At 70.0% G+C, this 24,996-nt stretch carries 23 protein-coding genes; 9 read left to right on the plus strand and 14 right to left on the minus strand.

Annotation, left to right across the window (positions count from 1 at the left end):
• Positions 1–4 precede the first annotated feature (4 nt).
• Positions 5–1,012: a Bug family tripartite tricarboxylate transporter substrate binding protein gene (locus AC5I49_RS09505; protein WP_495789249.1), complete on the plus strand. Its 1,008-nt coding sequence runs from the start codon at positions 5–7 to the stop codon at positions 1,010–1,012.
• A 172-nt stretch (positions 1,013–1,184) separates the two neighbouring features.
• On the plus strand, positions 1,185–2,786 hold the full coding sequence (locus AC5I49_RS09510; protein ID WP_061289004.1) for a gamma-glutamyltransferase family protein: 1,602 nt from the start codon (positions 1,185–1,187) through the stop codon (positions 2,784–2,786).
• Between the two features lie 22 nt (positions 2,787–2,808).
• Here AC5I49_RS09510 and AC5I49_RS09515 read toward each other — a convergent pair whose 3' ends face one another.
• From AC5I49_RS09515 to AC5I49_RS09540, 6 genes are read right to left on the minus strand one after another with little or no spacing between them, the layout of a single operon-like run.
• Entirely contained in the window at positions 2,809–3,450 is a 642-nt protein-coding gene (locus tag AC5I49_RS09515; protein ID WP_495789250.1) for a nucleoside/nucleotide kinase family protein, read from the minus strand.
• Positions 3,447–4,316 (minus strand): sugar phosphate isomerase/epimerase family protein, encoded by an 870-nt coding sequence (locus AC5I49_RS09520; RefSeq protein WP_017405890.1) that lies wholly within the window; start codon positions 4,314–4,316, stop codon positions 3,447–3,449. The genes AC5I49_RS09515 and AC5I49_RS09520 overlap by 4 nt, the downstream gene beginning before the upstream one ends.
• Positions 4,313–5,350 (minus strand): ABC transporter permease, encoded by a 1,038-nt coding sequence (locus tag AC5I49_RS09525; protein WP_495789251.1) that lies wholly within the window; start codon positions 5,348–5,350, stop codon positions 4,313–4,315. The genes AC5I49_RS09520 and AC5I49_RS09525 overlap by 4 nt, the downstream gene beginning before the upstream one ends.
• Positions 5,347–6,381 carry an ABC transporter permease gene (locus AC5I49_RS09530; protein ID WP_495789252.1) on the minus strand — a complete coding sequence of 345 codons (1,035 nt, stop codon included), beginning with the start codon at positions 6,379–6,381 and terminating at the stop codon, positions 5,347–5,349. The genes AC5I49_RS09525 and AC5I49_RS09530 overlap by 4 nt, the downstream gene beginning before the upstream one ends.
• Positions 6,374–7,873, minus strand: a complete 1,500-nt coding sequence (locus tag AC5I49_RS09535; RefSeq protein WP_495789253.1) for a sugar ABC transporter ATP-binding protein — start codon at positions 7,871–7,873, stop codon at positions 6,374–6,376. The genes AC5I49_RS09530 and AC5I49_RS09535 overlap by 8 nt, the downstream gene beginning before the upstream one ends.
• A gap of 13 nt (positions 7,874–7,886) precedes the next feature.
• Positions 7,887–8,876 (minus strand): substrate-binding domain-containing protein, encoded by a 990-nt coding sequence (locus AC5I49_RS09540; protein ID WP_495789254.1) that lies wholly within the window; start codon positions 8,874–8,876, stop codon positions 7,887–7,889.
• 177 nt (positions 8,877–9,053) lie between these two features.
• Here AC5I49_RS09540 and AC5I49_RS09545 point away from each other — a divergent pair, with 177 nt between their 5' ends.
• A complete protein-coding gene (locus AC5I49_RS09545; protein WP_227468512.1) occupies positions 9,054–10,073 on the plus strand; it encodes a LacI family DNA-binding transcriptional regulator in 1,020 nt (339 codons plus the stop codon).
• A 33-nt stretch (positions 10,074–10,106) separates the two neighbouring features.
• On the opposite strand, the gene AC5I49_RS09550 is transcribed toward AC5I49_RS09545, so the two are convergent.
• From AC5I49_RS09550 to AC5I49_RS09560, 3 genes are read right to left on the minus strand one after another with little or no spacing between them, the layout of a single operon-like run.
• A complete protein-coding gene (locus tag AC5I49_RS09550) occupies positions 10,107–10,940 on the minus strand; it encodes a DUF3037 domain-containing protein (protein WP_016449560.1) in 834 nt (277 codons plus the stop codon).
• Complete coding sequence (locus AC5I49_RS09555; protein ID WP_017405896.1) at positions 10,937–11,665, minus strand: HipA family kinase; 729 nt, start codon at positions 11,663–11,665, stop codon at positions 10,937–10,939. The genes AC5I49_RS09550 and AC5I49_RS09555 overlap by 4 nt, the downstream gene beginning before the upstream one ends.
• Entirely contained in the window at positions 11,646–12,683 is a 1,038-nt protein-coding gene (locus AC5I49_RS09560) for a LysR family transcriptional regulator (protein ID WP_061289026.1), read from the minus strand. The genes AC5I49_RS09555 and AC5I49_RS09560 overlap by 20 nt, the downstream gene beginning before the upstream one ends.
• Positions 12,684–12,794: 111 nt before the next feature.
• Between AC5I49_RS09560 and AC5I49_RS09565 the strand changes: the two genes are divergently transcribed.
• From AC5I49_RS09565 to AC5I49_RS09575, 3 genes are all read left to right on the plus strand, one after another.
• Complete coding sequence (locus tag AC5I49_RS09565; protein WP_061289028.1) at positions 12,795–14,030, plus strand: alpha-hydroxy acid oxidase; 1,236 nt, start codon at positions 12,795–12,797, stop codon at positions 14,028–14,030.
• A gap of 51 nt (positions 14,031–14,081) precedes the next feature.
• Positions 14,082–15,068: a tripartite tricarboxylate transporter substrate binding protein BugE gene (locus AC5I49_RS09570; protein ID WP_061289031.1), complete on the plus strand. Its 987-nt coding sequence runs from the start codon at positions 14,082–14,084 to the stop codon at positions 15,066–15,068.
• A gap of 145 nt (positions 15,069–15,213) precedes the next feature.
• A complete protein-coding gene (locus AC5I49_RS09575) occupies positions 15,214–15,717 on the plus strand; it encodes a carboxymuconolactone decarboxylase family protein (protein WP_338499030.1) in 504 nt (167 codons plus the stop codon).
• 15 nt (positions 15,718–15,732) lie between these two features.
• Here AC5I49_RS09575 and AC5I49_RS09580 read toward each other — a convergent pair whose 3' ends face one another.
• The 5 genes from AC5I49_RS09580 to AC5I49_RS09600 form a co-directional block, all read right to left on the minus strand.
• On the minus strand, positions 15,733–16,713 hold the full coding sequence (locus tag AC5I49_RS09580; RefSeq protein ID WP_193726181.1) for a Bug family tripartite tricarboxylate transporter substrate binding protein: 981 nt from the start codon (positions 16,711–16,713) through the stop codon (positions 15,733–15,735).
• 42 nt (positions 16,714–16,755) lie between these two features.
• Entirely contained in the window at positions 16,756–17,961 is a 1,206-nt protein-coding gene (gene tcuB / locus AC5I49_RS09585) for a tricarballylate utilization 4Fe-4S protein TcuB (RefSeq protein ID WP_495789255.1), read from the minus strand.
• Positions 17,962–18,102: 141 nt separating this feature from the next.
• Positions 18,103–19,518, minus strand: coding sequence for an FAD-dependent tricarballylate dehydrogenase TcuA (gene tcuA / locus AC5I49_RS09590; protein WP_495789256.1), 1,416 nt, complete (start codon positions 19,516–19,518; stop codon positions 18,103–18,105).
• 87 nt (positions 19,519–19,605) lie between these two features.
• The gene (locus AC5I49_RS09595) at positions 19,606–20,568 is read right to left on the minus strand and encodes a LysR substrate-binding domain-containing protein (protein ID WP_012202727.1); all 963 of its coding nucleotides are present in this window, start codon (positions 20,566–20,568) and stop codon (positions 19,606–19,608) included.
• Between the two features lie 56 nt (positions 20,569–20,624).
• Positions 20,625–21,431: an IclR family transcriptional regulator gene (locus tag AC5I49_RS09600; protein ID WP_013804645.1), complete on the minus strand. Its 807-nt coding sequence runs from the start codon at positions 21,429–21,431 to the stop codon at positions 20,625–20,627.
• Positions 21,432–21,574: 143 nt separating this feature from the next.
• Here AC5I49_RS09600 and AC5I49_RS09605 point away from each other — a divergent pair, with 143 nt between their 5' ends.
• Genes AC5I49_RS09605 through AC5I49_RS09615 form a run of 3 tightly spaced genes read left to right on the plus strand, consistent with a single transcriptional unit; the run spans position 21,575 to position 24,985 of the window.
• Positions 21,575–22,612 (plus strand): tripartite tricarboxylate transporter substrate binding protein, encoded by a 1,038-nt coding sequence (locus AC5I49_RS09605; RefSeq protein WP_495789257.1) that lies wholly within the window; start codon positions 21,575–21,577, stop codon positions 22,610–22,612.
• A 56-nt stretch (positions 22,613–22,668) separates the two neighbouring features.
• Entirely contained in the window at positions 22,669–24,168 is a 1,500-nt protein-coding gene (locus AC5I49_RS09610; protein WP_495789258.1) for a class I adenylate-forming enzyme family protein, read from the plus strand.
• Positions 24,169–24,199: 31 nt separating this feature from the next.
• The gene (locus AC5I49_RS09615) at positions 24,200–24,985 is read left to right on the plus strand and encodes a citryl-CoA lyase (RefSeq protein WP_495789259.1); all 786 of its coding nucleotides are present in this window, start codon (positions 24,200–24,202) and stop codon (positions 24,983–24,985) included.
• Positions 24,986–24,996: the final 11 nt, after the last annotated feature.

Here is a 24,996-nt window from a genome sequence, read left to right on the forward strand (position 1 = left end):
GCCCATGAAGGCATTGCCCAGCGTTTTACTTCCACGCCGCGCCCTCGTGGCTGCGGCCTGTGCCCTGGCTGGCGCCATGGCCCTGCCCGCCGTGGCACAGGGCCAGGCGTCCTGGCCCTCGCACCCGGTGCGCCTGGTCGTGCCCTTTCCGGCCAGCGGCGCCACCGACCTCGTGGCGCGCGTGGTGGCGCAGCGCATGTCCCAGGACCTGGGCCAGCAGCTGGTCATCGACAACCGCCCCGGCGCGGGCGGCACCATCGGCACGGGCGAGGCCGCCAAGGCCTCGCCGGACGGCTACACGCTGCTGTTCACCACCAGCAGCACGCATGCCATCTCGCCGCACCTGATGACCCGTCTGGCCTACAAGGCCGACAAGGATTTCACGCCCATTGCCGAGATCGGCGGCGCGGCCAGCATCCTGCTGGTCACGCCCTCGCTGCCCGTGCGCAACGTGCAGGAGCTGATCGCCTATGCCAAGGCCCATCCGGGCGCCCTCAACTACGCCAGCAGCGGCAACGGCACCATCGTCCACCTGAACGCTGCGGCCTTCGCGGCGCGCGCGGGCCTGCAACTGACCCATGTGCCCTACAAGGGCACGGCCCAGTCCATCACCGACCTGGCCGCTGGCCAGGTGCACCTGCTGTTCGACTCCATTCCCACCGGCATGCCCCATGTGGCCAGCGGCCGCCTGCGCGCCCTGGCCGTGACCGGCGACAAGCGCAGCGCGCTGGCGCCCGACCTGCCCACGGTGGCCGAGTCCGGCCTGCCTGGCTATTCTTCGGTCACCTGGTTCGGCGTCTATGGCCCGGCCGGCATGAAGCCCGAACTTGTCGCGCGGATCAATCAGGCCTTCAACAAGGCCATCCAGAATCCCGAGGTGGTGGCCAGCCTGGCCAAGCAGGGCGTGGAGGCCGCATCGCCCCGCACGCCCGCGCAGTTCGCTGCCATGGTGCAGGCCGACAGCGCGCGCTGGGCGCAGGTCATCAAAGACAACAAAATCACATTGGATTGAGTGAAGCACCCCCTGAGCGGCTTTGCCGCTTCCCCCTCTCCTGCGGGAGGGGGACGACGCCCTTGCTGCGGGGTGGCGCGGCCGGCGTAGGCCCTTGCTTGGCGTCCCTGAGCTGGGCCGTGCCTGCGGTTCCTCAAGCTATCGGTGGCGCGTTGGCGCTATGGAAATTGATATGACAAGCACTGTTACGGACTGGACACTTCCCTACGCCTCGCACCGCTCTTCGGTGCTGGGCCGCAACATGGTCTCCACCTCGCAGCCGCTGGCCGCGCAGGCCGGACTGTCCATGCTGCTGGCCGGCGGCAATGCGGTGGATGCGGCCATTGCCACGGCCATGGCGCTGACCGTGGTCGAGCCCACGGGCTGCGGCCTGGGCAGCGATGCCTTCTGCATCCTGTGGGATGGCAAGGAATTGCACGGCCTCAATGCCTCGGGCCGCTCGCCCGAAGCCTGGACGCCCGAGTACTTCGCCGCGCTGGGCGGCATTCCCGAGAAGGGGTGGAACGCCGTCACCGTGCCCGGTGCCGTCTCGGCCTGGGTGGAGCTGTCGCGCCGCTTCGGCAAGCTGCCGTTCGAGCAACTGGCCCAGCCCGCCATCCGCTATGCGCGCGACGGCTTTGCGGTCTCGCCCACCATCGCCACGCTGTGGGCGCTGGGCGGAGCCAAGCTCGGTGACCAGCCCGGTTTTGCCGAGTGCTTCCTGCCCGATGGCAAGGCCCCCAAGGCGGGCGAGGTGTTCCGCAGCGAAGCCCATGCGCGCACGCTGGAGGAGATCGCCGCCACCAAGGGCGAGTCCTTCTACCGCGGCGCACTGGCGCGCTCGATGGCCGAGCACGCCAAGGCCTGCGGCGGCGCCATGACCGAGGCCGACCTGGCCGCCCACCAGGCCGACTGGGTCGGCACGGTGTCGCAGACCTTTGGCGATTCGGTGATCCACGAGATCCCGCCCAACGGCCAGGGCATTGCCGCGCTGATGGCGCTGGGCATGCTGGATGCACTGGGCGTGGGCGCCGAGCCGCTGGACGGCGTGGAGTCCGTGCACCTGCAGGTCGAGGCCATGAAGCTGGCCCTGGCCGACCTGCACGAATACAACGCCGACGGCGACCACATGCGCGTCGAATCCGCCCATCTGCTGGACGCCGGCTACCTGCGCGAACGCGCGGCGCTCATTGACCGCGAGCGCGCCAGCGCGCCCACCTACGGCGCACCGCGCCCGGGCGGCACGGTCTACCTGGCGGCGGCCGATGCCAGCGGCATGATGGTCTCGTTCATCCAGTCCAACTACATGGGCTTCGGCTCGGGCGTGGTCGTGCCGGGCACCGGCATCAGCCTGCAAAACCGCGGCCACGGCTTCACCACGCAAGCCGGCCATGCCAACGAGGTCGCGCCACGCAAGCGCCCCTCGCACACCATCATCCCGGCCTTTGCGATGAACGCCGACGGCACGCCCCAGATGGCCTTCGGCGTGATGGGCGGCCCCATGCAGAGCCAGGGCCACCTGCAGATGGCCCTGCGCGTGCTGCGCTACGGCCAGAACCCCCAGGCCGCCGCCGACGCACCGCGCTGGCGCGTGACGGGCGGCAAGGGCGTGGCCGTGGAACCCGCCTTCGACGCCGAGGTCGTCGCCGCCCTGCGCGCACGCGGCCATGAGGTCACGGTGGAGGAAGGCCATGGCGTCTTCGCCTTCGGCGGCGCACAACTGGTGCTGCGCGACGGCGACCACTACATCGGCGGATCGGACCCGCGCAAGGACGGGGGCGTGGTGGCGTTCTGAGCGGGGGCTGTGTCCGGCAGCCTCACCCCCAGCGCAACACCCAATCCGCCCGCCCCCGCGTTGCCGCAATGCGGCGCGCATTGGGCTCGTCCACCTGCGCCACCCAGTCGCGTGCGGCCTGGGGGCTGCGGCCGTGGAGTTCGTGGCGGCGGGTCAGGCGTTCGATGCGAAGGCGGTCGTCCATGTCCACGTACCAGACCTCGTCCAACAGCGCGCGCACGGCATGCCAGTGTGTGCCTGGCGCATCCTGTTCCTCCATCAGCAGGTAGTTGCCTTCGGTGATGACCAGGGGCACGCCGGGCGCGATGGCGATGGCGCCTGCAATGGGCTCCTCGATGGCGCGCCGGAATTCGGGGGCGTAGACCGTTTCACCGGCCATGGGCGTGTGCAGGCGGCGCAGCAGCGCCACGTAGCCGGCCGAGTCGAAGGTGTCGGGCGCGCCCTTGCGCTGCGCGCGGCCCAGGCGCTGCAGCGCGGACTGCGCCATGTGGAAGCCGTCCATGGGCACGGCCGCCGCCAGCGGGCCCAGCTCCTGCAGCAGGGCGGAGCAGACCGTGCTCTTGCCTGCGCCGGGCGGGCCAGCCAGGCCCAGCAGGCGGCGGGGGCCGGAGCGTGCCAGCGCAAACGCACGCGCCAGGGCCTCGGGCGGCAGGATGGCCGTCATGCGCGTGCCTGCTGCGCGCTGGCCAGCCCGTCTGCCATGAAGCCGCGTGCGTGCAGGGCCAGGTCCATGCCGTCTTCCCACATCGGGCGCCAGATGGCCAGCGCGTTCGACAGCTGCTCGTTGACGATGGCCGACGAGAAGCTCTCGAAGGTGACGGTGCCCTGGTAGCCGATCTGCGCGAGTGCGCCGAAGAACTGCGCGAAGTCGATGTGGCCCGCGCCCAGGTAGCCGCGGTGGTTCTCGCCGATGTGCACATAGCCCAGCCGCTGTCCGCAGGCCAGCACGGGCGCGGCGAGGTCGGCTTCCTCGATGTTCATGTGGTAGGTGTCCAGGTGCACGCAGACATGGGGCTGGCCGACTTCGTCGATGAACTCCAGCGCCTGCGCGGCCGTGTTCAGCAGATTGCTTTCGTAGCGGTTGACCACCTCCAGGCCCAGCGTGACGCCGCGCTCGCCCGCGAAGTCGGCAATGCGCCGCACGGCCTCGATCGCGTTGCGCCGGCCCCGTGGCGTGCAGGGGTGGCCGTATTTCGCCATGGCGCCGTAGAGGATGCCGCCGAAATAGCGTCCGCCCAGGCGCGCCGTGATGTCCACGCCCTCTTGCAGCAGCGCCAGGCCGCGCGCGACCACGGCGGGGTCTTCGCTGGAGACATCGGCCTCGAAGGTCAGGCCCCGCGAGCAGCCCACGCCCAGGCCATGCTCCTGCAGCAGATCACGCGTGAGCGCCAGGTCCATGAGCCGGGGGCCGTGCAGGGACAGCTCGACCAGGTCGTAACCGGCCTGGCGCGTCTGCTCGATCACATGGCGGGTGGAGGCCGGCGACAGGTCGCCGGCCCAGACAAGGGCGTGGATGCCGAGGGGGTTCATAGGGGCTCCGGTTGGACGCTGCGAGAGCGTGAAGGGGAGGGTTCGGCGGGTGCCCGGGCACGGCCCCGCCAGCGCGCCAGCAGGTGGCGCGCGGCCACGGCGGCGATCATGGTGGCGCCCCACAGGGCCTGCGTGAGCTGGGCATTGGCGCCCAGCAGGTTCACCCCGCTGGACAGCACCTGCAGGATGAGCAGGGCGACGAACAGCCCCGACACCCGGCCGAAGCCGCCCATGGGATCGGTGCCGCCCAGGATGGCCGCAAGCACCGTGACCAGCAGGTAGGACTGGGCGTAGCCCGCGCTGGCCGAGTTGAAGCGCGCCATCATCAGCACGGCCGCGATCCAGCACAGCAGCGTGGACAGGGTGTAGACGCCGATCAGCACGCGGCGCGTGTCGATGCCCGCATGGCGCGTGGCCTCGGCATTGGAGCCGACCATGCGGATGGCCAGCCCGTGGCGTGTGCTGCCCAGGTACAGGCCCACCAGCAGGCACACGGCCGCGAAGATCCAGAACGGCAGCGGCAGGCCCAGCCACTGGGCCGAGCCCAGGGCCTGGAAGGCCTCGGGAAAGCCTGCAATGGGCTTGCCGTGCGTGAGCCAGACGCACAGGCCGTTGATCAGCGACATGGTGCCCAGCGTGACGAGGATGGGATGCGCATGGACGCGCGCCACCAGCCAGCCGCTGGCCAGCCCCACCAGCAGGCTGGCGAGGGCGCCCACGGTCAGTGCTGCGGCGATGAGCAGGCCCTCATGGCCCGACAGGTCCAGGCCCAGCGCCGACAGGCCTCCCACCAGCACCCAAGCCATGGCCAGGCCCGCCATGTTGGCGCTGGCGACCACGGCCAGGTTGATGCCGCCACTGACCAGCGGCAGCATCTGCGCCAGTGCCAGCAGGCCCAGCTCGGGGATCTGCAGCAGCACCGATTGCAGCGTGCCCAGGGTGGCGAAGCTGCCGGGCAGCAGCAGCGTGAACACGGCGCACAGCAGCGCCAGCAGCGCGATCAGGCCCAGCGGCGCGCCAGTGCTGCGGTTCATGGCGCGGCCCCCGCCAAAGGCGCTGCAGGAGTGGCGTCAGCGCTGCGCTGCTGGTTGCGTCGCTGCGTGCGCCGCAGTCCCGTTGCGGCCGCGCAGGCCAGCACCACGGCGCCCAGCAGCACCTGGAAGAAATACGGCGACACGCCCATCAGATTCAGCCCATTGCGCAGCACGGCCAGCAGCAGCACGCCCATCAGCACGCCGCCCACGCTGCCCGTGCCGCCGAACAGGCTGGCGCCGCCCAGCACGGCGGCTGCGAGCACGAACAGCTCCGTGCCGACCAGGGCGTTGGGCACCGACTCGCCCACGCGGTGCGCCTGCACCAGGCCTGCGATGGCCGCCATCATGCCGAGCCAGCCATAGGCCACGCCCTGGATGGCGCCCAGGCCGATGCCCATGCGGTGGGCGGCCTCGGGGTTGCCGCCGAAGGCGTACAGGCGCCGTCCCAGCGCGCTGCGGCCCAGCAGCAGCGCGGTCAGCAGGGCGGCTGTGCCGGCCACGGCGATGGGCAGGGTCAGGCGCACGGGGTCTGCGCCGTCGGCGCCCGCGAAGCGGGCCAGCACCACGGAATCGCTCCACCACGACGGCAGGTCGTAGATGGACCGGCCGCCCGTGCCATGCATCAGCAGCGCGAAGTACAGGTTCAGCGTGGAGATGGTGATGGTGATGGAGGTGGCGCGCAGGCGGTGGATGAGCAGGGCGTTGAATGCGCCCAGCGCCAGTCCCGTGGCCAGGCCCAGCGCGATGCTGGCCGCCGGTGTCCAGCCCAGGCGTGTGGCCGCGAGGGCCGCAAGGTACTGCGCCACCGTGGCCGTGGCGGCAAACGAGATGTCGATGCCGCCCGCGACCAGTACCACCAGCAGGCCCACGGCCATGATGGCGGTGACCGATGCGCCCTCGGCCACGTCCATCCAGTTGCCCAGCGTCCAGAAGCCCGGCGCCAGGGCGCCGAACAGCAGGGCCATGGCGGCAATGGCCAGGCCCAGCCGGGCCACGGGGTGGTGCAGCAGCGCGTGTGCGTGTTCAGGCATAGACGGCCTCCTCGATCTGGCTTTCGGAATGCACCCCCGGCACGAACTCGCCGGCCATGCGCCCGCCGCGCATGTGCAGCACGCGGTCGCAGTGGGCATGGACCTCGGCCACCTCGTCCGAGATGACGATCACCGCCATGCCCTGTGCGGCGAGCCCGTGCACGATCTCGAAGATGCCCTGGCGGTTGCCGATGTCCACGCCCACGGTGGGCGAGTCGAGGATCAGCAGGCGTGGCGCGGTCGCCAGCCAGCGGGCCAGCACCACGCGCTGGGCATTGCCGCCGGACAGCTGGTGCACGGGTGCGTCCAGCGCGGGCAGGCGCATGTGCAGGCGGTCGCGCCACTGGGCTGCGGTGGCGGCACGGCGACTGGCGGGCAGCCAGCCCAGCGGGCCGGACAGGCGCGGCAGCATGGCCAGCACCAGGTTGTCCTGCACGGACTGGCGCAGGTTCAGGCCGATGGACTGGCGGTCCTCGGGCACATAGGCAATGCCCGCCGCCATGGCATCGCGGTTGCTGCGCAGTACCAGCGTGCGGCCGCCCAGGCGGATGCTGCCGCGGTCGGGCCTGCGCATGCCGAACAGGCCCAGGGCCAGCTCGGTGCGGCCCGCGCCCAGCAGCCCGGTCAGGCCCAGGATCTCGCCCTCGCGCACGTCGAAGCTCACGTCCTCGTAGTCGCCATCGCGGCCCAGACCGCGCACTTCCAGCAGCGCGGGCGCGGCGGACATGTCGCGCGCATGCAGGCTTTCCTTCAGTTCCTGCCCGGTCATCAGCGCGGCCAGTTGCCGATCCGACAACTGTTCGGCGGGCCAGGTGCCGAGCTTGCGCCCGTCGCGCAGCACGGTGACGCGGTCGGCGATCTCCATGACCTCGTCCAGCTTGTGGCTCACGAAGACGATGGCCATGCCATCGGCCTGGAGCCGGCGCACCACGGCCAGCAGCGCATCGACCTCGGCGCGCGTGAGCGAGGCCGTGGGCTCGTCCATGAACAGCAGCCTGGCCCGGGCCGCCATGCCCCGGCAGATGGCCACAAGCTGGCGGCCCGCAATGGGCAGGTCGCCCACCCGCGCATCCAGCGGCAGCGCAATGCCCAGGCGCCGCAACACGGCCTGGGCCGCCTCGCGCTGGCGCCTGCGGCGCACGGGCGCCCACCAGCGGCCCATGGCCTGGTCGAAGGCGATGTTCTCGGCCACGCTCAGGTTGGGAAACAGCGACAGGTCCTGGTAGATCACCTGGATGCCCAGGGACTTGGCCAGCGCCGGGTCCAGCCGCTGCACCGTCTGTCCGCCGATGTCGATGCGCGCGCCCGGCTGCGGCGCGTGCACGCCGCTGAGCACCTTGATCGCCGTGCTCTTGCCGCTGCCGTTGCTGCCCATCAGGCAGTGCACCTCGCCGGGCATCACGTCCCAGTCCAGAGCATGCAGCGCGGTGGCCTCGCCAAAGCGCACGGTGACCGCCTGCATGCGGACCAGCGCCGTTGTGGTGGCATCCATGGCAGCGCGCGGCTCACAGGCCCAGGCCGACCAGCCGGTCTATGGTCTGCCGGTTGATCGGCTCCAGCTTCTGGCCCTGGATGTTGCGGCGCTCGCGGTCCACCTGGACCTTGCCCAAGCCCGGTATCTCCATGCCGTCCGTGGGCTCGCGGCCGTCGATCAGCATCTTGCCCACATGCACGATCACCTCGCCGGCCAGCGCGGGGTTCCAGATGAAGCCTTCGCGGATCACGCCGTCGCGCACCAGCTTGGCGCCCTGGCCCGGCGAGAACGACCCCACCACGGCAATGCGGTCGGCTTTGCGCGCATCGGCCACCGCGCGGCCCGCGCCAATGGGGCCCTGGCTGCCGAAGGCCAGAAAGCCCTTGAGGTCGGGATGCGCGCGCATCAGGTCCTGGGCGCTGCGGTAGGAGTCGTCCAGGCTCTCGGCCACGCCGAAGCGCTCGGACACCAGCTGCATCTTCGGCCACTGCTTTTTCTGGTGGGCGATGGCCGCATCGGCCCAGGCGTTGTGCAGCGGCACGGTCAGCGAGCCCACGAAGACCACGTACTTGCCCTCGCCACCCATGGCCTTGGCCAAGCTGTCCATGTGGCGCTCGCCAAAGCCCGCGACGCTGCTCAGCTCGATGTTCCAGTCGGCGCCCTTCTGGTCGGGCGACTCGTGCGTGAGCACCTTGATGCCTGCGCTGCGCGCACGCCGGAACACGGGCTCCAGCGCCCTGGCATCGTTGGGCACCACGGCGATGACCTTGCTGCGGCGCGCGATCAGGTCCTCGACCGCGCGCACCTGCTGGGCCGCATCGGCCTCGGTGGGGCCGACCATGCCGCTGGAGATGCCCAGCTCGCGGCCTGCCTTGCGGATGCCGGTCTCCATGGCGTTGAACCACGGAATGCCCCCGACCTTGGCCACCACCGAAACATCCTCGGCGCTGGCCGCGCCTGCCAGCACCGCCAGGGTGCAGGCCAACAGTGCCCTCGAGAACCGGCTGAATCCATGGAACATGGCGCTCCTCCCCCTGTTTTGCACAATCGATTGCGCAAACTATAGACAGATGGACTTCCATTGCCGATGCGGGATTTCCCGGGCCGCTGCTGCGTGCCGGCTCCGGTCCGCCCGAATCGCTGCCGCAGCGGCTACGATGGCCGCCGAGCGCTCCCGTCCCAACCCCTGCAGAGCACCGTGAACCGCCCCCGAACCTCCACCATCTACGACCTGGCCGAACTGGCCGGCACCTCGGCCTCGACGGTCAGCGCCATCCTCAACGGCAGCTGGCAGTCGCGGCGCATCAGCGAGGAGACCGCGCGCCGCGTGCAGCAGCTCGCCCAGGAACACAGCTTTGCCGTGAACCGCCAGGCCAGCGGCCTGCGCCGCCAGCGCTCGGGGCTGATCGGCATGGTGATTCCCACGCACGAGGACCGCTTCTTCGGCGCGCTGTCCCAGGCCTTCGAGCGCATGGCCCACGCGCGCGGCCTGTGCCCGCTGGTGGTCAGCACGCTGCGCGACGGCGCGCTGGAGGTGGAGACCGTGCGCTCGCTGATCGCCTTTCGTGTGGAGCACCTCATCGTCACGGGCGCCACCCGGCCCGACGCCATCAGCGCCGAATGCCGCCAGGCCGGCGTGCGCCATGTCAACGTGGATCTGCCCGGGAAAAAGGCGCCCTCCGTCACCAGCGACAACCGCTGGGGTGCGGCCGAACTCACGCGCCTGCTGCTGGCGCGCTCCAGGCTCCCGGCAGGTGCGCCGCAGGACGCCATCTGCTTTCTGGGCGGCGTCCGCAAGGAGTACGCCACCGAGCAGCGCCTGGCCGGCTTTCGCGAAGCCCTGGCGCCCCACACGCCGGTGGCGGACGAGCACATCGTCTGCTGCGGCTACGACCCCGAAGCGGCCCGCCTTGCCATGGCCGCGCTCTACCAGCGCCTGGGCGGCCTGCCGCGCGCCCTGCTGTTCTCATCGGGCATCACGCTGCAAGGCGCCATCCGCTTCCTGCGTGGACTGCCCGATGCGGAACTGGCGCAATGCAGCTTTGGCAGCTACGACTGGGACCCCTATGCCGAATGCCTGCGCTTTCCGGTGCACATGGTGCGCCAGAACGTCGAAGGCCTGATGGCCGAGGCCTTCCGCGCCATCGACGGCGAAGGTCTGCGCGCGGGGCAGGTGGTGCAGGTGCGGCCGCAGTTGGTGGAGTGGGGGGAGGGCTGACCGCTGGACGGCGCTGTGCCCGCAGGGCTGCGCCTAATGCTGCGCGAATTCCTTGATGCTCTGCATGGCGGACTGGCCTTCGCCAGCCACCACGATCACCTTGTGGTGCTCGAGCTCCCGCATGATGTCCTGGCTGACTTCCCTGTGAGCCTGCTTGTCCTGTGGAGGCAGGTTCACATTGACGAGGATGTCTCCGGGCAATTCACGCTGCCGGATCAGTCGCGCGATCTTGCCGGTCCAGACGTCGCCATGCGCAGCAATGTCGTTGGCATCGCTTTGGCCCAGATGCAGGGCCTTGATGATCTTGCGGGGCTTGTCGCCCACCGTCTGCACGAAGTCGAACCGGGCACTGACGTACTCGTTGCCTATGCGCGCCGGCCTGAACGGCGCATCCAATTCGAGGCCGCCCAGCAAAGCCCTCAGGCGTTCGTTCATCGTGCGTTCCACGTACTCGGGCGTGGCAAAAGCATGGTCGACATAGTGGTCGAACTGCTGCCGCAACTCCCGGGCCGGATCCTGGGTGAGCACCACTCTGGCGGGGCTGAAGCGCACAATGGCTTCGCGTGGCTGCTCGAGCGCGGCCATCATCCCCCTCAAAGCATCTGTCTTCGCCTGCGGCGCCAGGCTGTGGGCGAGGGTCTCGAGCCGCGACAACTCTTCCTCCACGGCCTTGACTGCGCTCTTGTAAAAATCCCTGTCAAGCGCATCGAAGAAATCGGTGACGCGCTTGGATTTGCGGCTTTGCAGCAGAAAACCGAAGTACCCGCTTTGCGGGCAGGTCAGCACAATGCCGACGTTGGCGAACTCGCCGGTCTCGGCATACGGGACAAATTGGACTATCGAATAGCGGCAGGCAAGAGGCTTCATGTGAACCTCCAAAAGTCGGGCGATTTGCACTTCGCAAGCGTCGCGGCAATGGCATTGATGTCCACCCTGGCGGGGATGTCGCATTCCGGGTTGTTCCAATGCCATTCCGGTGGAATATTGTCGCAGGCAAAGCGGAAAACGGCATCCATCGCCTCGGAAAGTTGATCCTGTAGCCGGTCGCGCGACACAAGATCTGTCTTCTGCCAGCAGCCTCTGAAAATGTGATTCTCGATAAAGGTTGCGGCGTCCAGATGCGGGTCGAAGGCCAGGTTGTGGTCGATGACCACCAATGCGCTGCGATGCGCATCCCACAGCAGGTTGGAGTTGCCGTCCATGCGGTCCACGTTCTGTACCCACCAGTCGAAGGCGAGGATGTTGGCCTGCAGATCCTGCGGTACATGCAGGATCTGGGCTTTGTCGAACCAGGTGCATCCGGGATGACGCTGCGAGCCGAACGCTATGCCGCAGCCCAATTCACGCCATGGCCTGGGCGCCTCGTCCAGAAGTTCCTGGCTGACATGCAGCAGCTTGAAGGGCGGCAGCGGCAGGCCCAACTGCACGGCCAGATGCGCACAGATCCACTCGTTGCACAGGCTGGACCGATCCGTCTGCCGTCCTTTGACGTAGTAGGTCTGGCCATCGTCGGCCCGGCACAGAAACGGCTTTTGCGCGCCTTGCTCGGAGCGGCCCTGGATCTCAATGACTTCAGCGATGGCAGGCGGCATCTTCGTCTGTGTCGTACAGGTTACGGGAGGTCTGCTTCCAAGTGCCATCTTGCCCGATTTCGGCTGGATGGCCTTTGCTGCGAGTGTGATGCGGCGAGGCGTGCGGCCCTGCACCCACCAACCCCGGCATCACCGTGAAATCCACCTGCGCCTGCGCCAGTTGCTGCATGGCCGGGATCAGGGCGCGGGCGTCGCCGCGCCGCCATTGGAAGGCGTAGTGCAGGGGAGCGAGGGCGGCCTTGGGATGGGCGCCCCCGACGGCGCGCAGGCCCAGGGCGGCGATCCAGCCGGTGGGCAGGAAGCCCACGCCCAGGCCGGCGCGCAGCATGCCGGCCACGGCGCCCCAGCTGTTGCACAGGATGCGCTCGCGCACGCTGGCGCCCTGGGCCAGCAGCCAGTCGTCCAGCAGGCGCGTGGTGCCGGCCTGCGGGGGCAGGGTGACCAGCGCATGACGCTGCAGCAGGGCCGTGGCGCCCAGGCGGCCCGCGCCTGCCAGGCCGGGGGCCACGGCCCAGGCAAAGCGCGCGGCGCCCACGGGGCGGGACAGCAGGCTGCTGCGCGAGGAGCGGCCCGCGATGACGGCAAAGTCCAGCTCGCCGTCGTCCAGCCGCTGCTCCAGCACGCCGCCCACGTCCACATGGGGCTCCAGCACCAGTTGCGGATGGGCCTGGCGCGCGGCGGCCACGAAGGCCGGCAGCCAGGTCAGCGCCGACAGGTCGCCCACGCCGAAGCGGCAATGGCCGGCCAGCGCCTCGCGCGTGTCCAGGGCCTGGCCCAGCGCGGCCATGGCGTTGAGCACCTCCAGCGCGGCGGGCAGCAGGCGCTGGCCGGCATCGGTGAGCACGGCGCGGTGGCCGCTGCGGTCGAACAGCGGCTGGCCCAGCGCGGACTCCAGTTCCGTGATGCGCTTGGACAGCGAGGACACGGACAGGTGCACGCGCTGCGCGGCCGTGGCGAAGTTGCTGCAGGTGGCGGCCCACCAGAAGGCTTCGAGCTGCTTGACCGAGGGTGTGGACATGGGCTTGTCATTGGCAAAAAGCGAACAAGTGCATTCTAAATAATCCACTTTCATTCAATGGATGCGCGGCCTACAGTGGCGCCGGTTCCTGAACATTCCGAGGTCCGCACCATGGCCGCCATCGCTTCCTCCTCTGCCTCTGCCTCCACGCCTTCGGCATCCGCCCTGCCGGCGCCGCGCGCCCCGGCCGTGCTGCGCCGCATGCTGTCGCTGCATGATTTCGAGGAAGCCGCGCGCCGCAGGCTGCCCCGGCCCATCTTCGGCTACATCGCCGGGGCGGCAGAGGACAACGCCTCGCTGCGCGACAACCGCGAGGTGTTTGGCGAATGGGGCCTGACCACGCGCGTGCTGGCCGATGTGTCGCAGCGCTCGCAGGCCGTGGAGCTGTTCGGCGAGCGCTATGCCAGCCCCTTCGGCATTGCGCCCATGGGCATCAATGCGCTGTCCACCTACCGGGGCGACCTGGTGCTGGCCCGCGCGGCCCAGCGCGCGGGCATTGTGTCGGTGATGAGCGGCACTTCGCTGATCCCCATGGAGGAGGTGGCGCGCGAGAGCCCGGCCACCTGGTTCCAGGCCTATATCCCCGGTGACCAGGCCCGCATCGACGCGCTGATCGACCGCGTGGAGCGCGCAGGCTTTCGCACCCTGGTGGTGACGGTGGACATACCGATCTCCGCCAACCGCGAGAACAACATCCGCACCGGCTTTTCCACGCCGCTCAAGCCCAGCCTGCGCCTGGCCTGGGACGGCATGGTGCGCCCGGGCTGGGTGGCCGGCACCTTCCTGCGCACGCTGCTGCGCCACGGCATGCCGCATTTCGAGAACTCCTTTGCCACGCGCGGCGCGCCCATCATGTCGTCCAGCGTGATGCGCGATTTTTCGGCACGCGACCACCTGAGCTGGCGCCACATCGAGGCCATCCGCCGCCGCTGGAAGGGGCCGCTGGTCATCAAGGGCGTGCTCAGCGTGGAGGACGCGCTGCAGGCGCGGCGCGTGGGGGCCGACGGCATCGTGCTGTCCAACCATGGCGGGCGCCAGCTCGACGGCGCGGTGTCGGCCATGCGCATTCTTGAGGACGTGGTGGCGGCTGTGGGGCCGGACTATCCCGTGCTGATCGACGGGGGCTTCAGGCGCGGCTCCGATGTGCTCAAGGCCGTGGCGCTGGGCGCGCGCATGGTGCTGGTGGGCCGGCCCTTCAACTACGCCGCCGCCGTGGGCGGCGAGGCCGGCGTGCTGCACGCCATCGGCCTGCTGCGCGACGAGGTGGACCGCAACCTGGCCATGCTGGGCGCCTCCTCCTGCGGCGCGCTGGACCGCTCGCACATCGTGCGCCGCGCATCGGCCTGACAGAAACCTCCACCGTCCGTTCAAAACACAGCCATTCCCAGGAGACATCCCATGAACCACTTCACTTCACGCCGCAGCCTGTGCGCCCTGCTGCTGGCCGCAGGCGCCGCACCGGGCGCCATGGCGGCCGATGCCGGCGCCTATCCCACGCGCCCGGTGCGCCTGATCGTGCCGTTTGCGGCCGGCGGCACCACCGACATCGTGGCGCGCGCGATTGCGCCGCGCATGGCCGAGGCCCTGGGCCAGCCGCTGGTGGTGGACAACAAGGGCGGCGGCGGAGGCGCCATCGGCGCGCACGAGGCCGCGCGTGCCCAGCCCGACGGCTACACGCTGGGCGTGGCCACCGTGTCCACCACGGCCACCAATGCGGCCATCAACCCGCGCCTGCCCTACAACCCGCTCACCGATTTCACGCCCATCACCAACATTGCGGCCACGCCCAATGTGCTGGCCGTGCATCCGGGCTTCAAGGCGCAGAGCTTTGCGGCCTTCGTGGACGAGGTGAAGAAGAACCCCGGCAAGCATGCCTACGGCACGGCGGGCACGGGCTCCATAGGCCACATGCTGATGGAGCTGATGTCCAGCCGCTCGGGGCTGTCGCTCACGCATGTGCCCTACCGGGGCTCGGGCCCTGCGCTCAACGATGCGGTGGCGGGCCAGGTGCCCATCGTCTTCGACAACCTGCCCTCGGCCCTGCCCTTCATCAAGGCGGGCCGGCTCACCGCGCTGGCGGTGGCCGCGCCCGAGCGCCTGGCCCAGCTGCCCCAGGTGCCCACCTTCAAGGAGCTGGGGCTGGAGCCGGTCAACCGCAGCGCCTTCTACGGCATCTACGGCCCCAAGGGGCTGTCGCCCGAGATCGTGGCGCGCCTGCATGCGGCCGCCCAGCGCGCGCTGGCCAGCCCCGAGGTGCGCCGCCAGATCGAGGACACGGGCTCGCGCGTGATCGGCAACCGTCCCGAGGAGTTCGCGCGCGAGATCGCGGCCGAGAACGCCCTGTACCGCAAGATCGCCACGGAGCGGCGCATCGTGGCGGATTGAGGGGCAGCCGGGGGGGAATGGGCGATGGGGCCGGGGCTGCGAAAAAATTTTCGCCAACGCTGTCACAACGCGCACGCCCCGCGCGTCTTGAAGGTATGGGCCAGCCATTCCGGCAGGCTGCTACATCCCTCAAGGAGTGTTTTCCATGTCCGCTTCGTCTTCCGCTGCCACCGGCGCCCGTCCTCTTGCCGCCCCCACGCCGCGCCTGAACTTCCAGGCCGTGGCCCCCGAGCTGTACAAGGCCCAGGCCGGCATCAACGCGCTGCTGCACGAGTCCAGCCTGGGCATCCAGCTGCTGGAGCTGGTGTTCCTGCGCGTCTCGCAGATCAACGGCTGCGCCTTCTGCGTGGACATGCACACGCGCGAACTGCTGTCCCGGGGCGAGGACCTGCAGCGCATCAACAGCATCGTCACCTGGCCCGAGGTGGATTTCTACGACGGGCGCGAGCGCGCCGCCCTGAACTGGGCCGAGCGCTGCACGCGCCTGAGCCAGGCCCATCCCGAGCAGCAGGACTTCGAGGCGCTGCGCCCGCATTTCAGCGAGCGCGAGATGGTGGAGCTGACCTATGCCATCGGCAGCATCAATGTCTGGAACCGCCTGTGCGCGGGCTTTGCAGCGCCCGTGGCACGCAAGCCGATCAAACTCTGAACGCCTGCAAGCCGCTCACTCCGCCGAGAGCTTTCGCTCCTTCACCAGCCTGCCCCACTGCTCGTACTCCTTCTTCATGAAGGCCGCGAACTCGGCGCGCGTGGTGGGCTGGGGGGTGAGGCCGTGCTTGTTCAGCGCGTCCTTGACGCCGGGGTCATTGAGTACCTTGACGATCTCGGTGTTCCAGCGGTCCAGCATCGGCTTGGGCGTCTTGCCCGGTGCCACGAAGGCATACCAGTTCAGCGCCTCGAAGCCGGGATAGCCGGCTTCGGCCACCGTGGGGATGTCGGGCATGTACGCCGGGCGCGTGAGGCCCGTGGTGGCCAGCGGGATCAGCTTGCCGGCCTCGATGTGGGGCAGGGCCGTGGGCGGCGCTGCGAAGTAGCTGGTCACGCGCTCGCCCAGCAGGTCCTGCAGCGCGGGCGCGCCGCCCTTGTAGGGCACGTGCACCATGTCGATGCCCGCGCGCTGGTTGAACAGCTCGCCTGCCAGGTGGGAGGCCGAGCCCGCGCCCGTCGAGGCGTAGTCCACCGTGCCCGGGTTCTTCCTGGCCTTGGCCACGAACTCGGCCAGGGTCTTCACGCCCGCGCCCTTGTGCACCACCAGCACGTTGGGAAAGTTCACGCCGCCCGAGATGGGCGCCAGGTCCTTGAAGGGGTCGTAGGGCAGCTTCATCAGGTGCGGCGCAATGGTCAGCGGCCCCACCGAGCCGAACAGCAGCACCGAGCCGTCGGCCGCCGCATTGGCCACCTGCTGGTGGGCGATGTTGCCGCCCGCGCCGCCCTTGTTCTCCACCACCACGCTCTGGCCGATGTTCTCGCCCAGCTTCTTGGCGATCAGGCGCGCGGCCGCATCGGCAGCGCCGCCGGCGGCGAAGCCCACGACCAGGGACACGGGCTTCTTGGGAGGAAAGTCCTGGGCCTGCGCACTGGCGGCCAGTGCGAGCAGGGAGGCGGCCAGGGCGCTGGCGTGCAGGAAGTTGCGCTTGTTCATCATGGGGTTGTCTCCGTCATTGGCTGGGAATCGGGGCGGATGCGGCTAGTCGGCGCCCAGCCCGATGGGGCTGGGCTGGCGCTTTTCGGTGTTGTGGCGCAGCAGGGATGCCGTGCGGAACACGCCGTGCGCGAACTTGCCGTAGGGCAGGGTGGCGAACAGGGCGATCACCGCGCCCAGGTGCAGGCACAGCAGCAGGGCCAGGGCCGGCGTGCCGCGGCCCAGCCACAGCGCCATGCCGCTGGCCGCGACCAGGAACAGCAGGGCGATGAAGCCCAGGTCCATGGGTTTCTGGCGCGCGTCGCCATGCAGCGGGTGGCGCCTGCGGTTCAGGCGCCACAGGCCTGCGGTGCCCAGCATGAGGCTGGTGCCGCCCACGGCGCCCAGCAGCTTGGGCAGGCTGGGGAATTCGTAGGGCGCGGCCCAGCCGAACACGTAGTGGTAGACCGTGGCCAGCGCCGTGGCCGCAAAGCACAGCATGAATCCGTAGAAGGTCAGGTGGTGAAAGCGCCTGCGGCTCAGGGTGTAGGCATCGTCCTCGTTGTGGCAGCCCTCGCCGTGGCCGCCCTCCAGGTATTTGAGGCGCAGCACGTCGTGCGCGGCCTCGGCCGCCGCCGGCGTGCCCACGTCCACGCCGCCGGTGGCGGGCTTGACGTCCTTCCAGAAGCGGCGCACGCCCATGGCCAGCGCCAGCACCACGAACAGGAACACGGGCGCGAAGATGCCCACCAGAAGGTTGTGCGGGAACAGGTTGTAGAAGTTGGCGCCCAGATCCGCGCCCCACAGCCGGCCCAGGCCGCCCTGCAGGGCCACGGCCAGCACCAGGAACAGCGACAGGCCTGCGGCCAGAGCCAGCGACAGCGTGAGCCCGTTCCTCTGGTACAGGCGCCCCAGGGCGGGCGGCCAGGCGTAGTCGGCATAGGTCTGGCCGCGCACCTCGGCCATGGCCTTGGGGATGTTGATGGCGAACTCGTGCGGCGGCGCGTACTGGCAGGCATGCAGGCAGGCGCCGCAGTTGTGGCACAGGTTGGCCAGGTAGTGCACATCAGCCTTGCCGAACTCCAGGCGCCGCGTCATGGCCGGGAAGACCGCGCAAAAGCCTTCGCAGTAGCGGCAGGCGTTGCAGATCTGCAGGGCACGCGCCACCTCGCCTTCGGCGGCCGTTTCGGTGGAGACCGGCAGGATGGGAATGACCCGGCCGGCGGCCAGGTCCTGGGCTTCTTGGGCCAGGGCGCTAATTGTGTTTTGCATATGTGTCGTCCATGGGGTTGGCTTGCCGCCCGCAGCGCTTGAAGTAGGCCTGCTCCTGACCAGGGACAGCGAGCAAGGGCCGCCCCGCAGCGAGGCTGTCGTCCCCCTTGGGGGATGGCGCGCAGCGACTCAGGGGGGTCTTCATCTCACTGCGCCGCGCACGGCAGGTTGTCCGGCGGCGGCCAGGGCTGCGTTGCGGCCCGCGATGCGGCCGAACGCCGTGCCGATGGACATGCCCACGCCGGCCGTATAGCCCTTGCCCAGCACGTTGCCGGCCATCATTTCGCCGGCCACGAACAGGCTGGTGCTGGGCTGGCCGGCAAAGCGCACGGCCGCCGTGTCGTCGGTCTCCAGGCCCAGGTAGGTGAAGGTCACGCCGGGGCGCAGCTGGTAGCCGTAGAAGGGCGCCGTGTCGATGGGGCGGGCCCAGTGGGTCTTGGCGGGGGCCAGGCCCTCGGTATGGCAGTCGTCCAGCGCCGTGTGGTCGAAGTGGCCGACGCGGCAGGCGCCGTTGTAGGCATCCAGGGTCTGCATGAAGCGGTCCTCGTCCAGGCCCAGCTTGCGTGCCAGCTCGGGCAGGGAGTCGGCGCGCACGCCCGGGAAGACCGGCGGCATGAAGCGGCCAATGGCCTTGGCGTCGATGACGGACCAGGCGGTCTGGCCCGGCTGCTGGGCCACCAGGCGGCCCCAGATGGCATAGCGCTTGGGCCAGAAGTCCTCGCCCTCGTCATAGAAACGCTCGGCCTCGCGGTTGACCACCACGCCCAGCGAGACGCAGTCGATGCGCGTGCAGATGCCGCCGTCGTACAGCGGCGCGCGCGCGTCGATGGCCACCATGTGGGCCTGGGTGGGATCGCCGATGCGGTCGGCGCCATGGTCTTCGAGCAGGTGGCGCAGCAGCACGCCGCGGTTGAAGGCCGTGCCGCGGATCAGGAAGTTGTCGGACGGCCATTCGCCGCGCGCGTTCTGCCCCCAGGCCTCGCGCAGCCACTCGCGGTTGGACTCGAAGCCGCCCGCCGCCAGCACGCAGGTCTTTGCGGTGATGCGCTGCGCGCCCACCCAGGCGGCCTTGAACTCGCCGCCCTCGATCTCCAGCCGGTCCACGGGCGACGCGTAGCGCACCTGCACGCCCAGCCGTTCGGCGCTGCGGTAGTAGGCATTGACCAGGGCCTTGCCGCCGCCCATGAAGAAGGCATTGGTGCGCGCCACGTGCAAAGCGCCCGACAGCGGCGGCTGGAAATGCACGCCGTGGCGGCGCATCCAGTCGCGGCAGGTGGAGGAGGCACGGATCACCATGCGCGCCAGATGCTCGTTGGTGATGCCGCCCGTGACCTTGAGCAGGTCCTGCCAGAACTCCTCTTCGGGGTAGGCCTCGACCAGCACGTCCTGGGGCGCGTCGTGCATGCAGCGCAGGTTGCGCGTGTGACCGGAATTGCCGCCGCGCCAGTCGCGCGGCGCCGCCTCCAGCAGCAGCACGCTGCAGCCTGCCTCGCGCGCCATCAGGGCCGCGCACAGGGCGGCATTGCCGCCGCCTATGACCAGGACATCGGGGTCCATGGAGTTCTCCTTGCATTCGCCATCGTGGGGATTGCGAATGTAGGGAGAACGCAGCGCGGCGGGCAGGGGCCCGCCGGCATGGGGGTATCAGTCTTCGTGATGGATGAGGGCCGTGCCGGCCCAGGCGCCGCCGCGCAGCAGCTGGCGCACGCAGTCGATCAGCACCACGCGCGCGGCCAGGGCGGCGGGCGACAGCTCATCCTCGGACAGGCTGCACAGCAGGTTGGTGCGCAGGGCATCTTTGTCCGTGATACGCGACCACTCGAAGCGCTGCGCGGCATCGGCATAGCGGCCCATGGAGGCCCAGGGCTGCACCGTGCTGCCCAGGCCCGCATCCACGGCCGCCATGACCATGGACAGCGAGTCCACCTCCAGCACCAGATGCGGCGTGAAGCGCGCCTGCGAGAAGGCCGTGTCCAGCGTGCTGCGCAGGCCGTGCAGGCCCGTGGGCAGGATCAGCGATTCGCCGGCCAGGTCGGCCAGCGCCATCTGCGGCGGCAGCGGCTCGGGGTGGTGGCCGCGCGCGCGGATCAGGAACAGTTCTTCCTCGATCAGCGGGTGCACCTGCCAGCGCCGCCCGCCTGCGCGGGCCTGACCGCCGTGCAGGCGGGCGTCGAACAGCACGGCCATGTCCAGCGCGCGCGCATTGAGCATGTCGGTCAGGTGGCCGGACATGCCCTCCACCATGTGCAGGCGCACATCGGGGTAGCGCGCGCGCATGGCCTGCATCATGGGCAGGCCCAGCATGGCCGAGGTGGTGGGCGCCAGGCCCACGCTGACCGAGCCCGACAGCCGCGCCTGCTGCGCGCTGCGCACGGCCTGCTCGGCATGGCGCAGCGTGAGCTGGGCCTCGCGGAAGAAGGCCACGCCCGCCTCGGTGGGCACCACGCCGCGCGGCGTGCGCTGCAGCAGCCGGGTGGACAGCTCGCTTTCCAGGCGGCTGACCTGCTGGCTCAGCGCGGACTGGACCATGTCCAGGTCCAGGGCGGCGCGGCTCATGGAGCCGAGTTCGACGATGCGGACGAAGTAGCGGAGTTGTCTCAGTTCCATGGGGGCGGCGCTTGTGGTGTGCAGCGCCGATTGTCGGTGCAGACCGGGGCTTGGCCTCAGATGCCGCGCGGCAGCAGGGCCGCCAGGGCCTCGCCTATCGAGCGCGCAATCAGCTTCTGGCGCTCGCCGGGCATGCGCTCCAGCGTGGAGGCCACGCTGACGGCGGCCACGGGCTCGCCTTCGGCATTGCGCACCGCCATGCCCACGGCCAGCACGCCGCGCGTGGCGTGGTTGCCGATGACGGACCAGCCGCGCTGGCGCGTGGCCTTCACCAGCAGGGCCATGCGCTCGGGCGTCATGCCGCCGTACTGCTCCAGCACGGGCGCGTTGGCCGCCATCGCGGCCTGCACCTCGGCATCGGGCAGGGCGGCCAGCAGGGCCAGGCCCGCCGCTCCCACGCCCAGCGGCTGGCGCGTGCCCACCTGGATCACCAGGATCTGCACCGGATGCGTGCCCACATGGCGGGCGATGCAGTGCGATGCCGCACCTTCGCGCACGATGGCAAAGGCCGCGTCCGCGCAGCCCGCGCTCACGCGCTCCAGCACGGGCTGCAGCCGCACGGCCATGTTGGGCTGGCCCGCGCTGGCGGCCGTGGCCGCCAGCCGGTGGCCGGCCGCATAGCCGAAGCGCCCCCTGTGCGCCACATAGCCGCTGTCCACCAGAGTGGACAGCAGGCGGTACACCGTGGCGCGCTCCAGCCCCGTGGCGCGGCACAGGTCAGCGACGCGCAGGCCTTCGCGGCCTGCGGCCAGCACGGCGTCCAGCACCTGCAGGCCACGGCGCAGCGTGCGGCTGCCGGCATCGTCGGCGGAGACTGGAATGTCCGCTGGCCGGACGTTTGGATTGGTGCTGCGCGAAGGCATGGAAAAGAATTTCCCGGTGATTGCAGGCAGGGCAGAAAAGGGCCTGCGTGCAGCGCGCAGTGTGCCGCAGGCCGTCGAAAGCCCACACAGGCAGACATGAGCAGACATCAGCGGACATCAGAACGATCACCTGGAGACAAGACATGACAACCCCTGCCCGTTTCAATCCGTGGGCGCGCCGGCGCCTGCTGGCCTGTTCCTTCACCTGCGCACTGGCCGGCATGGCCGCCGCGACCGTCGCGACCGTGGCGTTGGCGCCCGCGCCCGTGCTGGCGCAGCCGGCGGCCTGGCCGGCCCGGCCCGTGCGGCTCGTGGTGGGCTATGCGGCCGGTGGCGCCACCGACGTGATCGCACGCCTGGTGGCCGCCAGGATGGGCGAGCAGCTGGGCCAGAGCGTGGTGGTGGACAACCGCACGGGCGCCAACAGCAATGTGGGCGCCGAGGCCGTGGCGCGGGCGCCTGCGGACGGCTACACGCTGTATGTCTACACCATTGCCAACACCATCAATGCCTCGCTCTACCCCCGGCTCGGCTATGACCCGGTCAAGGACTTCGAGCCCATCGGCCTGATCGCCAAGATTCCCAACATCCTCGTGGTCAACCCGCGCCTGCCCATACAGAACGTGGCCGACTATGTGCGCCATACCCGGCAGAGTGCGCAGGGCATCAGCTTCGCCTCGTCGGGCAGCGGCTCGTCGATCCACCTGTCGGGCGAGATGTTCCGGCAGCTGTCGGGCCTGCGCATGCTGCACGTGCCCTACCGGGGCAGCGCACCGGCCATCACCGACCTGCTGGGCGGGCAGGTGGATTCCATGTTCGACAACGCGCCCTCGGCCCTGCCCCACGTGCAGGCCGGCAAGCTGCGCGCGATCGCCATCACCAGCGCCCGGCGCTCGGCGCTGCTGCCCGATGTGCCCACGCTGGCGGAGTCGGGCTATGCGGGCTTCGACGTGCAGTCGTGGTTCGGCCTGGCCGCCCCTGCGGGCACGCCGCCCGCCGTGATCGAGCGCCTGAACCATGCCCTGAACACCGCCCTGGCCGCACCCGAGCTGCGCCAGCGCCTGGGCGAGATGGCCGCCACGCCCGAGCCCGGCACCCCGGCGCAGATGCGCAGCTTTGCGGCGTCGGAGATCAGGCGCTGGCGCGAGGTGGTCAAGGCCTCGGGCGCCACCGCCCAGTAGTTCGACACACGTTCGGCACAAGCTCGACACAACCGCCCCACAAGGAGACGACCCCCATGCAACCCATTGATTTTTTCTGGCGCGCGGCCGAGCGCTGGCCGCAGCGCATCGCCATCGACGCACCGGGCGGCTGCATCCGCTATGACGCGCTGGCCCGCAAGGTGGCCGCGCTGGCGGCCGGCCTGCAGGCGCTGGAGCCTGCCGTGCAAAGCCGCGTGGGCATCTGCGCGGGCAACAGCGCAGACCATATCGCCGCCCTGCTGGCGGTGATGGCCAGCGGCAAGGTCTGGGTGCCGCTCAATCCCAAGAGCACGCAGTCCGAGGTGCGCCGCATCATCGATGCCACCGAGCCTTCCATCGTGCTGTGCGATGCGGGTGGCGCTGCGCTGGTGCAAGGGGCGCCGGGCATCCACCTGGTGCTGGGCGAGGGCACGGCGGCCCTGGAGCAGGCGCAGACCGGCGCTTTGCCTGTGACACCCGAACTGCCCGCCGATGCCATCCAGGCCATCAAGTTCACGGGCGGCACCACGGGCCTGCCCAAGGGCGTGATGCAGCCCTGCCGCGCCTGGATGGCCGGCATTGCCAACCAGATCCAGGCCTGGGGGTTCGATGAGCATGACCGCTACGTCATGGCCGCGCCCATCACGCATGGCACGTCCACCTACCTGCTGCCCATCCTGGCGCAGGGCGGCTGCCATGTGCTGCTCGACGGTGCGGGTGCCGAGGCCGTGCGCAGCGCCTTTGCCCTGCGCGGCGGCACCGTGTGCTTCATGCCGCCCACCCTGATCTACATGCTGATGGCGCTGCCGGGCGCCAGCCGTGCGGACTTCCCCGCCCTGCGCCGCCTCATCTACGGCGGCGCCGCCATGCCGCCCGAGAAAATCCGCCAGGTGCGCGCCTTCTTCGGCCCCGTGCTGGCCACCACCTATGGCCAGACCGAGGCGCCGCAGATCCTCACGGCCATGCGGCCCGAGGACTTCGAGGACGAAGGCCTGTGGACCTCCGTGGGCCGGGCCACCTGGTTCAGCGACCTGGCCATCATGGCGCCCGACGGCCGCCTGCTGCCCCGGGGCGAGGTGGGCGAGGTCGTGGCGCGCGGCGATCTGCTGATGAGCGGCTACTGGCGCCTGCCCGGCAAGACGGCCGAGACCCTGGTGAACGGCTGGCTGCACACGGGGGACCGGGGCCTGATCGATGCGCAGGGCTACCTGCACCTCAAGGACCGCCTGAAGGACCTGGTCATCACGGGCGGCTTCAACGTCTATCCCGTGGATGTGGAAAACGCCCTGGGCCAGCACCCGGCCGTGCATGAGTGCGTGGTCTTCGGCATCCCCGACGACCATTGGGGCGAGGCCGTGCAGGCAGCCGTGCAATTGCGCGCCGAACTGCGCCCCGACCAGCGGCCGGACGAGGCCGAACTGATCGCCTTCGTGCGCCAGCGCCTGGGCCCCGTGCAGACACCCAAGAGCATCCACTTTCACGCCAGCCTGCCGCGCTCGCCCGTGGGCAAGCTGCTCAAGACGGCCGTGCGCGAGCTTGCGCTGGCACCCCGCTGATCCCGCACACCATCACAAGGAGACCCTGGCCATGGCAACCCCCCAACCCCCCGTCACCCGCCTGTGCACCCACACCCTCACCAGCCTGCATTACCGCGATGCCGACCTGGTCGAGGACCTGATGGGCAAGAAGACCTTCACCGAGGTGATGCTGATGCAGATCCTGGGCCGCACGCCGCGCCCCGTGGACCTGCGCATCGCCGATGTGGTGCTCATCGTGCTCATGGAGCATGGCCTCACGCCCAGCGCCATCGCCACGCGCCTCATCTACATGAGCGCGCCCGAGAACCTGCAGGGCGCCGTCTCGGCCGGCCTGCTGGCCGTGGGCAGCTCCTTCGTGGGCACCATGGAGAACTGCGCCGCGCTGCTCGACCGCATCGCCGCCGCCGCCGATCCTGATGGCGAGGCCCGCGCCATCGCCCGGCACCACAAGACGTTGAAAAGCCCCGTGCCCGGCTTCGGCCACCACCTGCACAAGCCCGTGGACCCGCGCGCCTACAAGCTGCTGGACATGGGCCGCGCCGAACCCGAGCTGGCGGGCAGCAGAATCCGCGCGCTCGAAATCCTCTCTGCCGCCGTGGACGCCGCAGCGGGCCGGCCCATCACCATCAATGCCACGGGGGCCGTGGCCGCCCTGCTGGGCGAGATCGGCGTGCCCACGGCCGTGATGCGCGGCTTTGCCGTCATCTCGCGGGCGGCCGGGCTGGTGGCGCATGTGGTGGAGGAGCAGCAAAGCCCGTCGGGCCGGTTCATCTGGGAAACGGTGGAGGAAGCCATCCCCTTCGCGGGGCATGCAGTTTCCGCGAACGCTGCGTGAAGCAATGACCG

The organism is Delftia sp., assembly GCF_059499305.1.

Bases quoted from the DNA above. Each gene is read 5' to 3' on its own strand.
- AC5I49_RS09505 (WP_495789249.1), top strand. From the start codon at position 5: ATGAAGGCATTGCCCAGCGTTTTACTTCCACGCCGCGCCCTCGTGGCT.
- AC5I49_RS09510 (WP_061289004.1), top strand. From the start codon at position 1,185: ATGACAAGCACTGTTACGGACTGGACACTTCCCTACGCCTCGCACCGC.
- AC5I49_RS09515 (WP_495789250.1), bottom strand. From the start codon at position 3,450: ATGACGGCCATCCTGCCGCCCGAGGCCCTGGCGCGTGCGTTTGCGCTG.
- AC5I49_RS09520 (WP_017405890.1), bottom strand. From the start codon at position 4,316: ATGAACCCCCTCGGCATCCACGCCCTTGTCTGGGCCGGCGACCTGTCG.
- AC5I49_RS09525 (WP_495789251.1), bottom strand. From the start codon at position 5,350: ATGAACCGCAGCACTGGCGCGCCGCTGGGCCTGATCGCGCTGCTGGCG.
- AC5I49_RS09530 (WP_495789252.1), bottom strand. From the start codon at position 6,381: ATGCCTGAACACGCACACGCGCTGCTGCACCACCCCGTGGCCCGGCTG.
- AC5I49_RS09535 (WP_495789253.1), bottom strand. From the start codon at position 7,873: ATGGATGCCACCACAACGGCGCTGGTCCGCATGCAGGCGGTCACCGTG.
- AC5I49_RS09540 (WP_495789254.1), bottom strand. From the start codon at position 8,876: ATGTTCCATGGATTCAGCCGGTTCTCGAGGGCACTGTTGGCCTGCACC.
- AC5I49_RS09550 (WP_016449560.1), bottom strand. From the start codon at position 10,940: ATGAAGCCTCTTGCCTGCCGCTATTCGATAGTCCAATTTGTCCCGTAT.
- AC5I49_RS09555 (WP_017405896.1), bottom strand. From the start codon at position 11,665: ATGCCGCCTGCCATCGCTGAAGTCATTGAGATCCAGGGCCGCTCCGAG.
- AC5I49_RS09560 (WP_061289026.1), bottom strand. From the start codon at position 12,683: ATGTCCACACCCTCGGTCAAGCAGCTCGAAGCCTTCTGGTGGGCCGCC.
- AC5I49_RS09565 (WP_061289028.1), top strand. From the start codon at position 12,795: ATGGCCGCCATCGCTTCCTCCTCTGCCTCTGCCTCCACGCCTTCGGCA.
- AC5I49_RS09570 (WP_061289031.1), top strand. From the start codon at position 14,082: ATGAACCACTTCACTTCACGCCGCAGCCTGTGCGCCCTGCTGCTGGCC.
- AC5I49_RS09575 (WP_338499030.1), top strand. From the start codon at position 15,214: ATGTCCGCTTCGTCTTCCGCTGCCACCGGCGCCCGTCCTCTTGCCGCC.
- AC5I49_RS09580 (WP_193726181.1), bottom strand. From the start codon at position 16,713: ATGATGAACAAGCGCAACTTCCTGCACGCCAGCGCCCTGGCCGCCTCC.
- tcuB (WP_495789255.1), bottom strand. From the start codon at position 17,961: ATGCAAAACACAATTAGCGCCCTGGCCCAAGAAGCCCAGGACCTGGCC.
- tcuA (WP_495789256.1), bottom strand. From the start codon at position 19,518: ATGGACCCCGATGTCCTGGTCATAGGCGGCGGCAATGCCGCCCTGTGC.
- AC5I49_RS09595 (WP_012202727.1), bottom strand. From the start codon at position 20,568: ATGGAACTGAGACAACTCCGCTACTTCGTCCGCATCGTCGAACTCGGC.
- AC5I49_RS09600 (WP_013804645.1), bottom strand. From the start codon at position 21,431: ATGCCTTCGCGCAGCACCAATCCAAACGTCCGGCCAGCGGACATTCCA.
- AC5I49_RS09605 (WP_495789257.1), top strand. From the start codon at position 21,575: ATGACAACCCCTGCCCGTTTCAATCCGTGGGCGCGCCGGCGCCTGCTG.
- AC5I49_RS09610 (WP_495789258.1), top strand. From the start codon at position 22,669: ATGCAACCCATTGATTTTTTCTGGCGCGCGGCCGAGCGCTGGCCGCAG.
- AC5I49_RS09615 (WP_495789259.1), top strand. From the start codon at position 24,200: ATGGCAACCCCCCAACCCCCCGTCACCCGCCTGTGCACCCACACCCTC.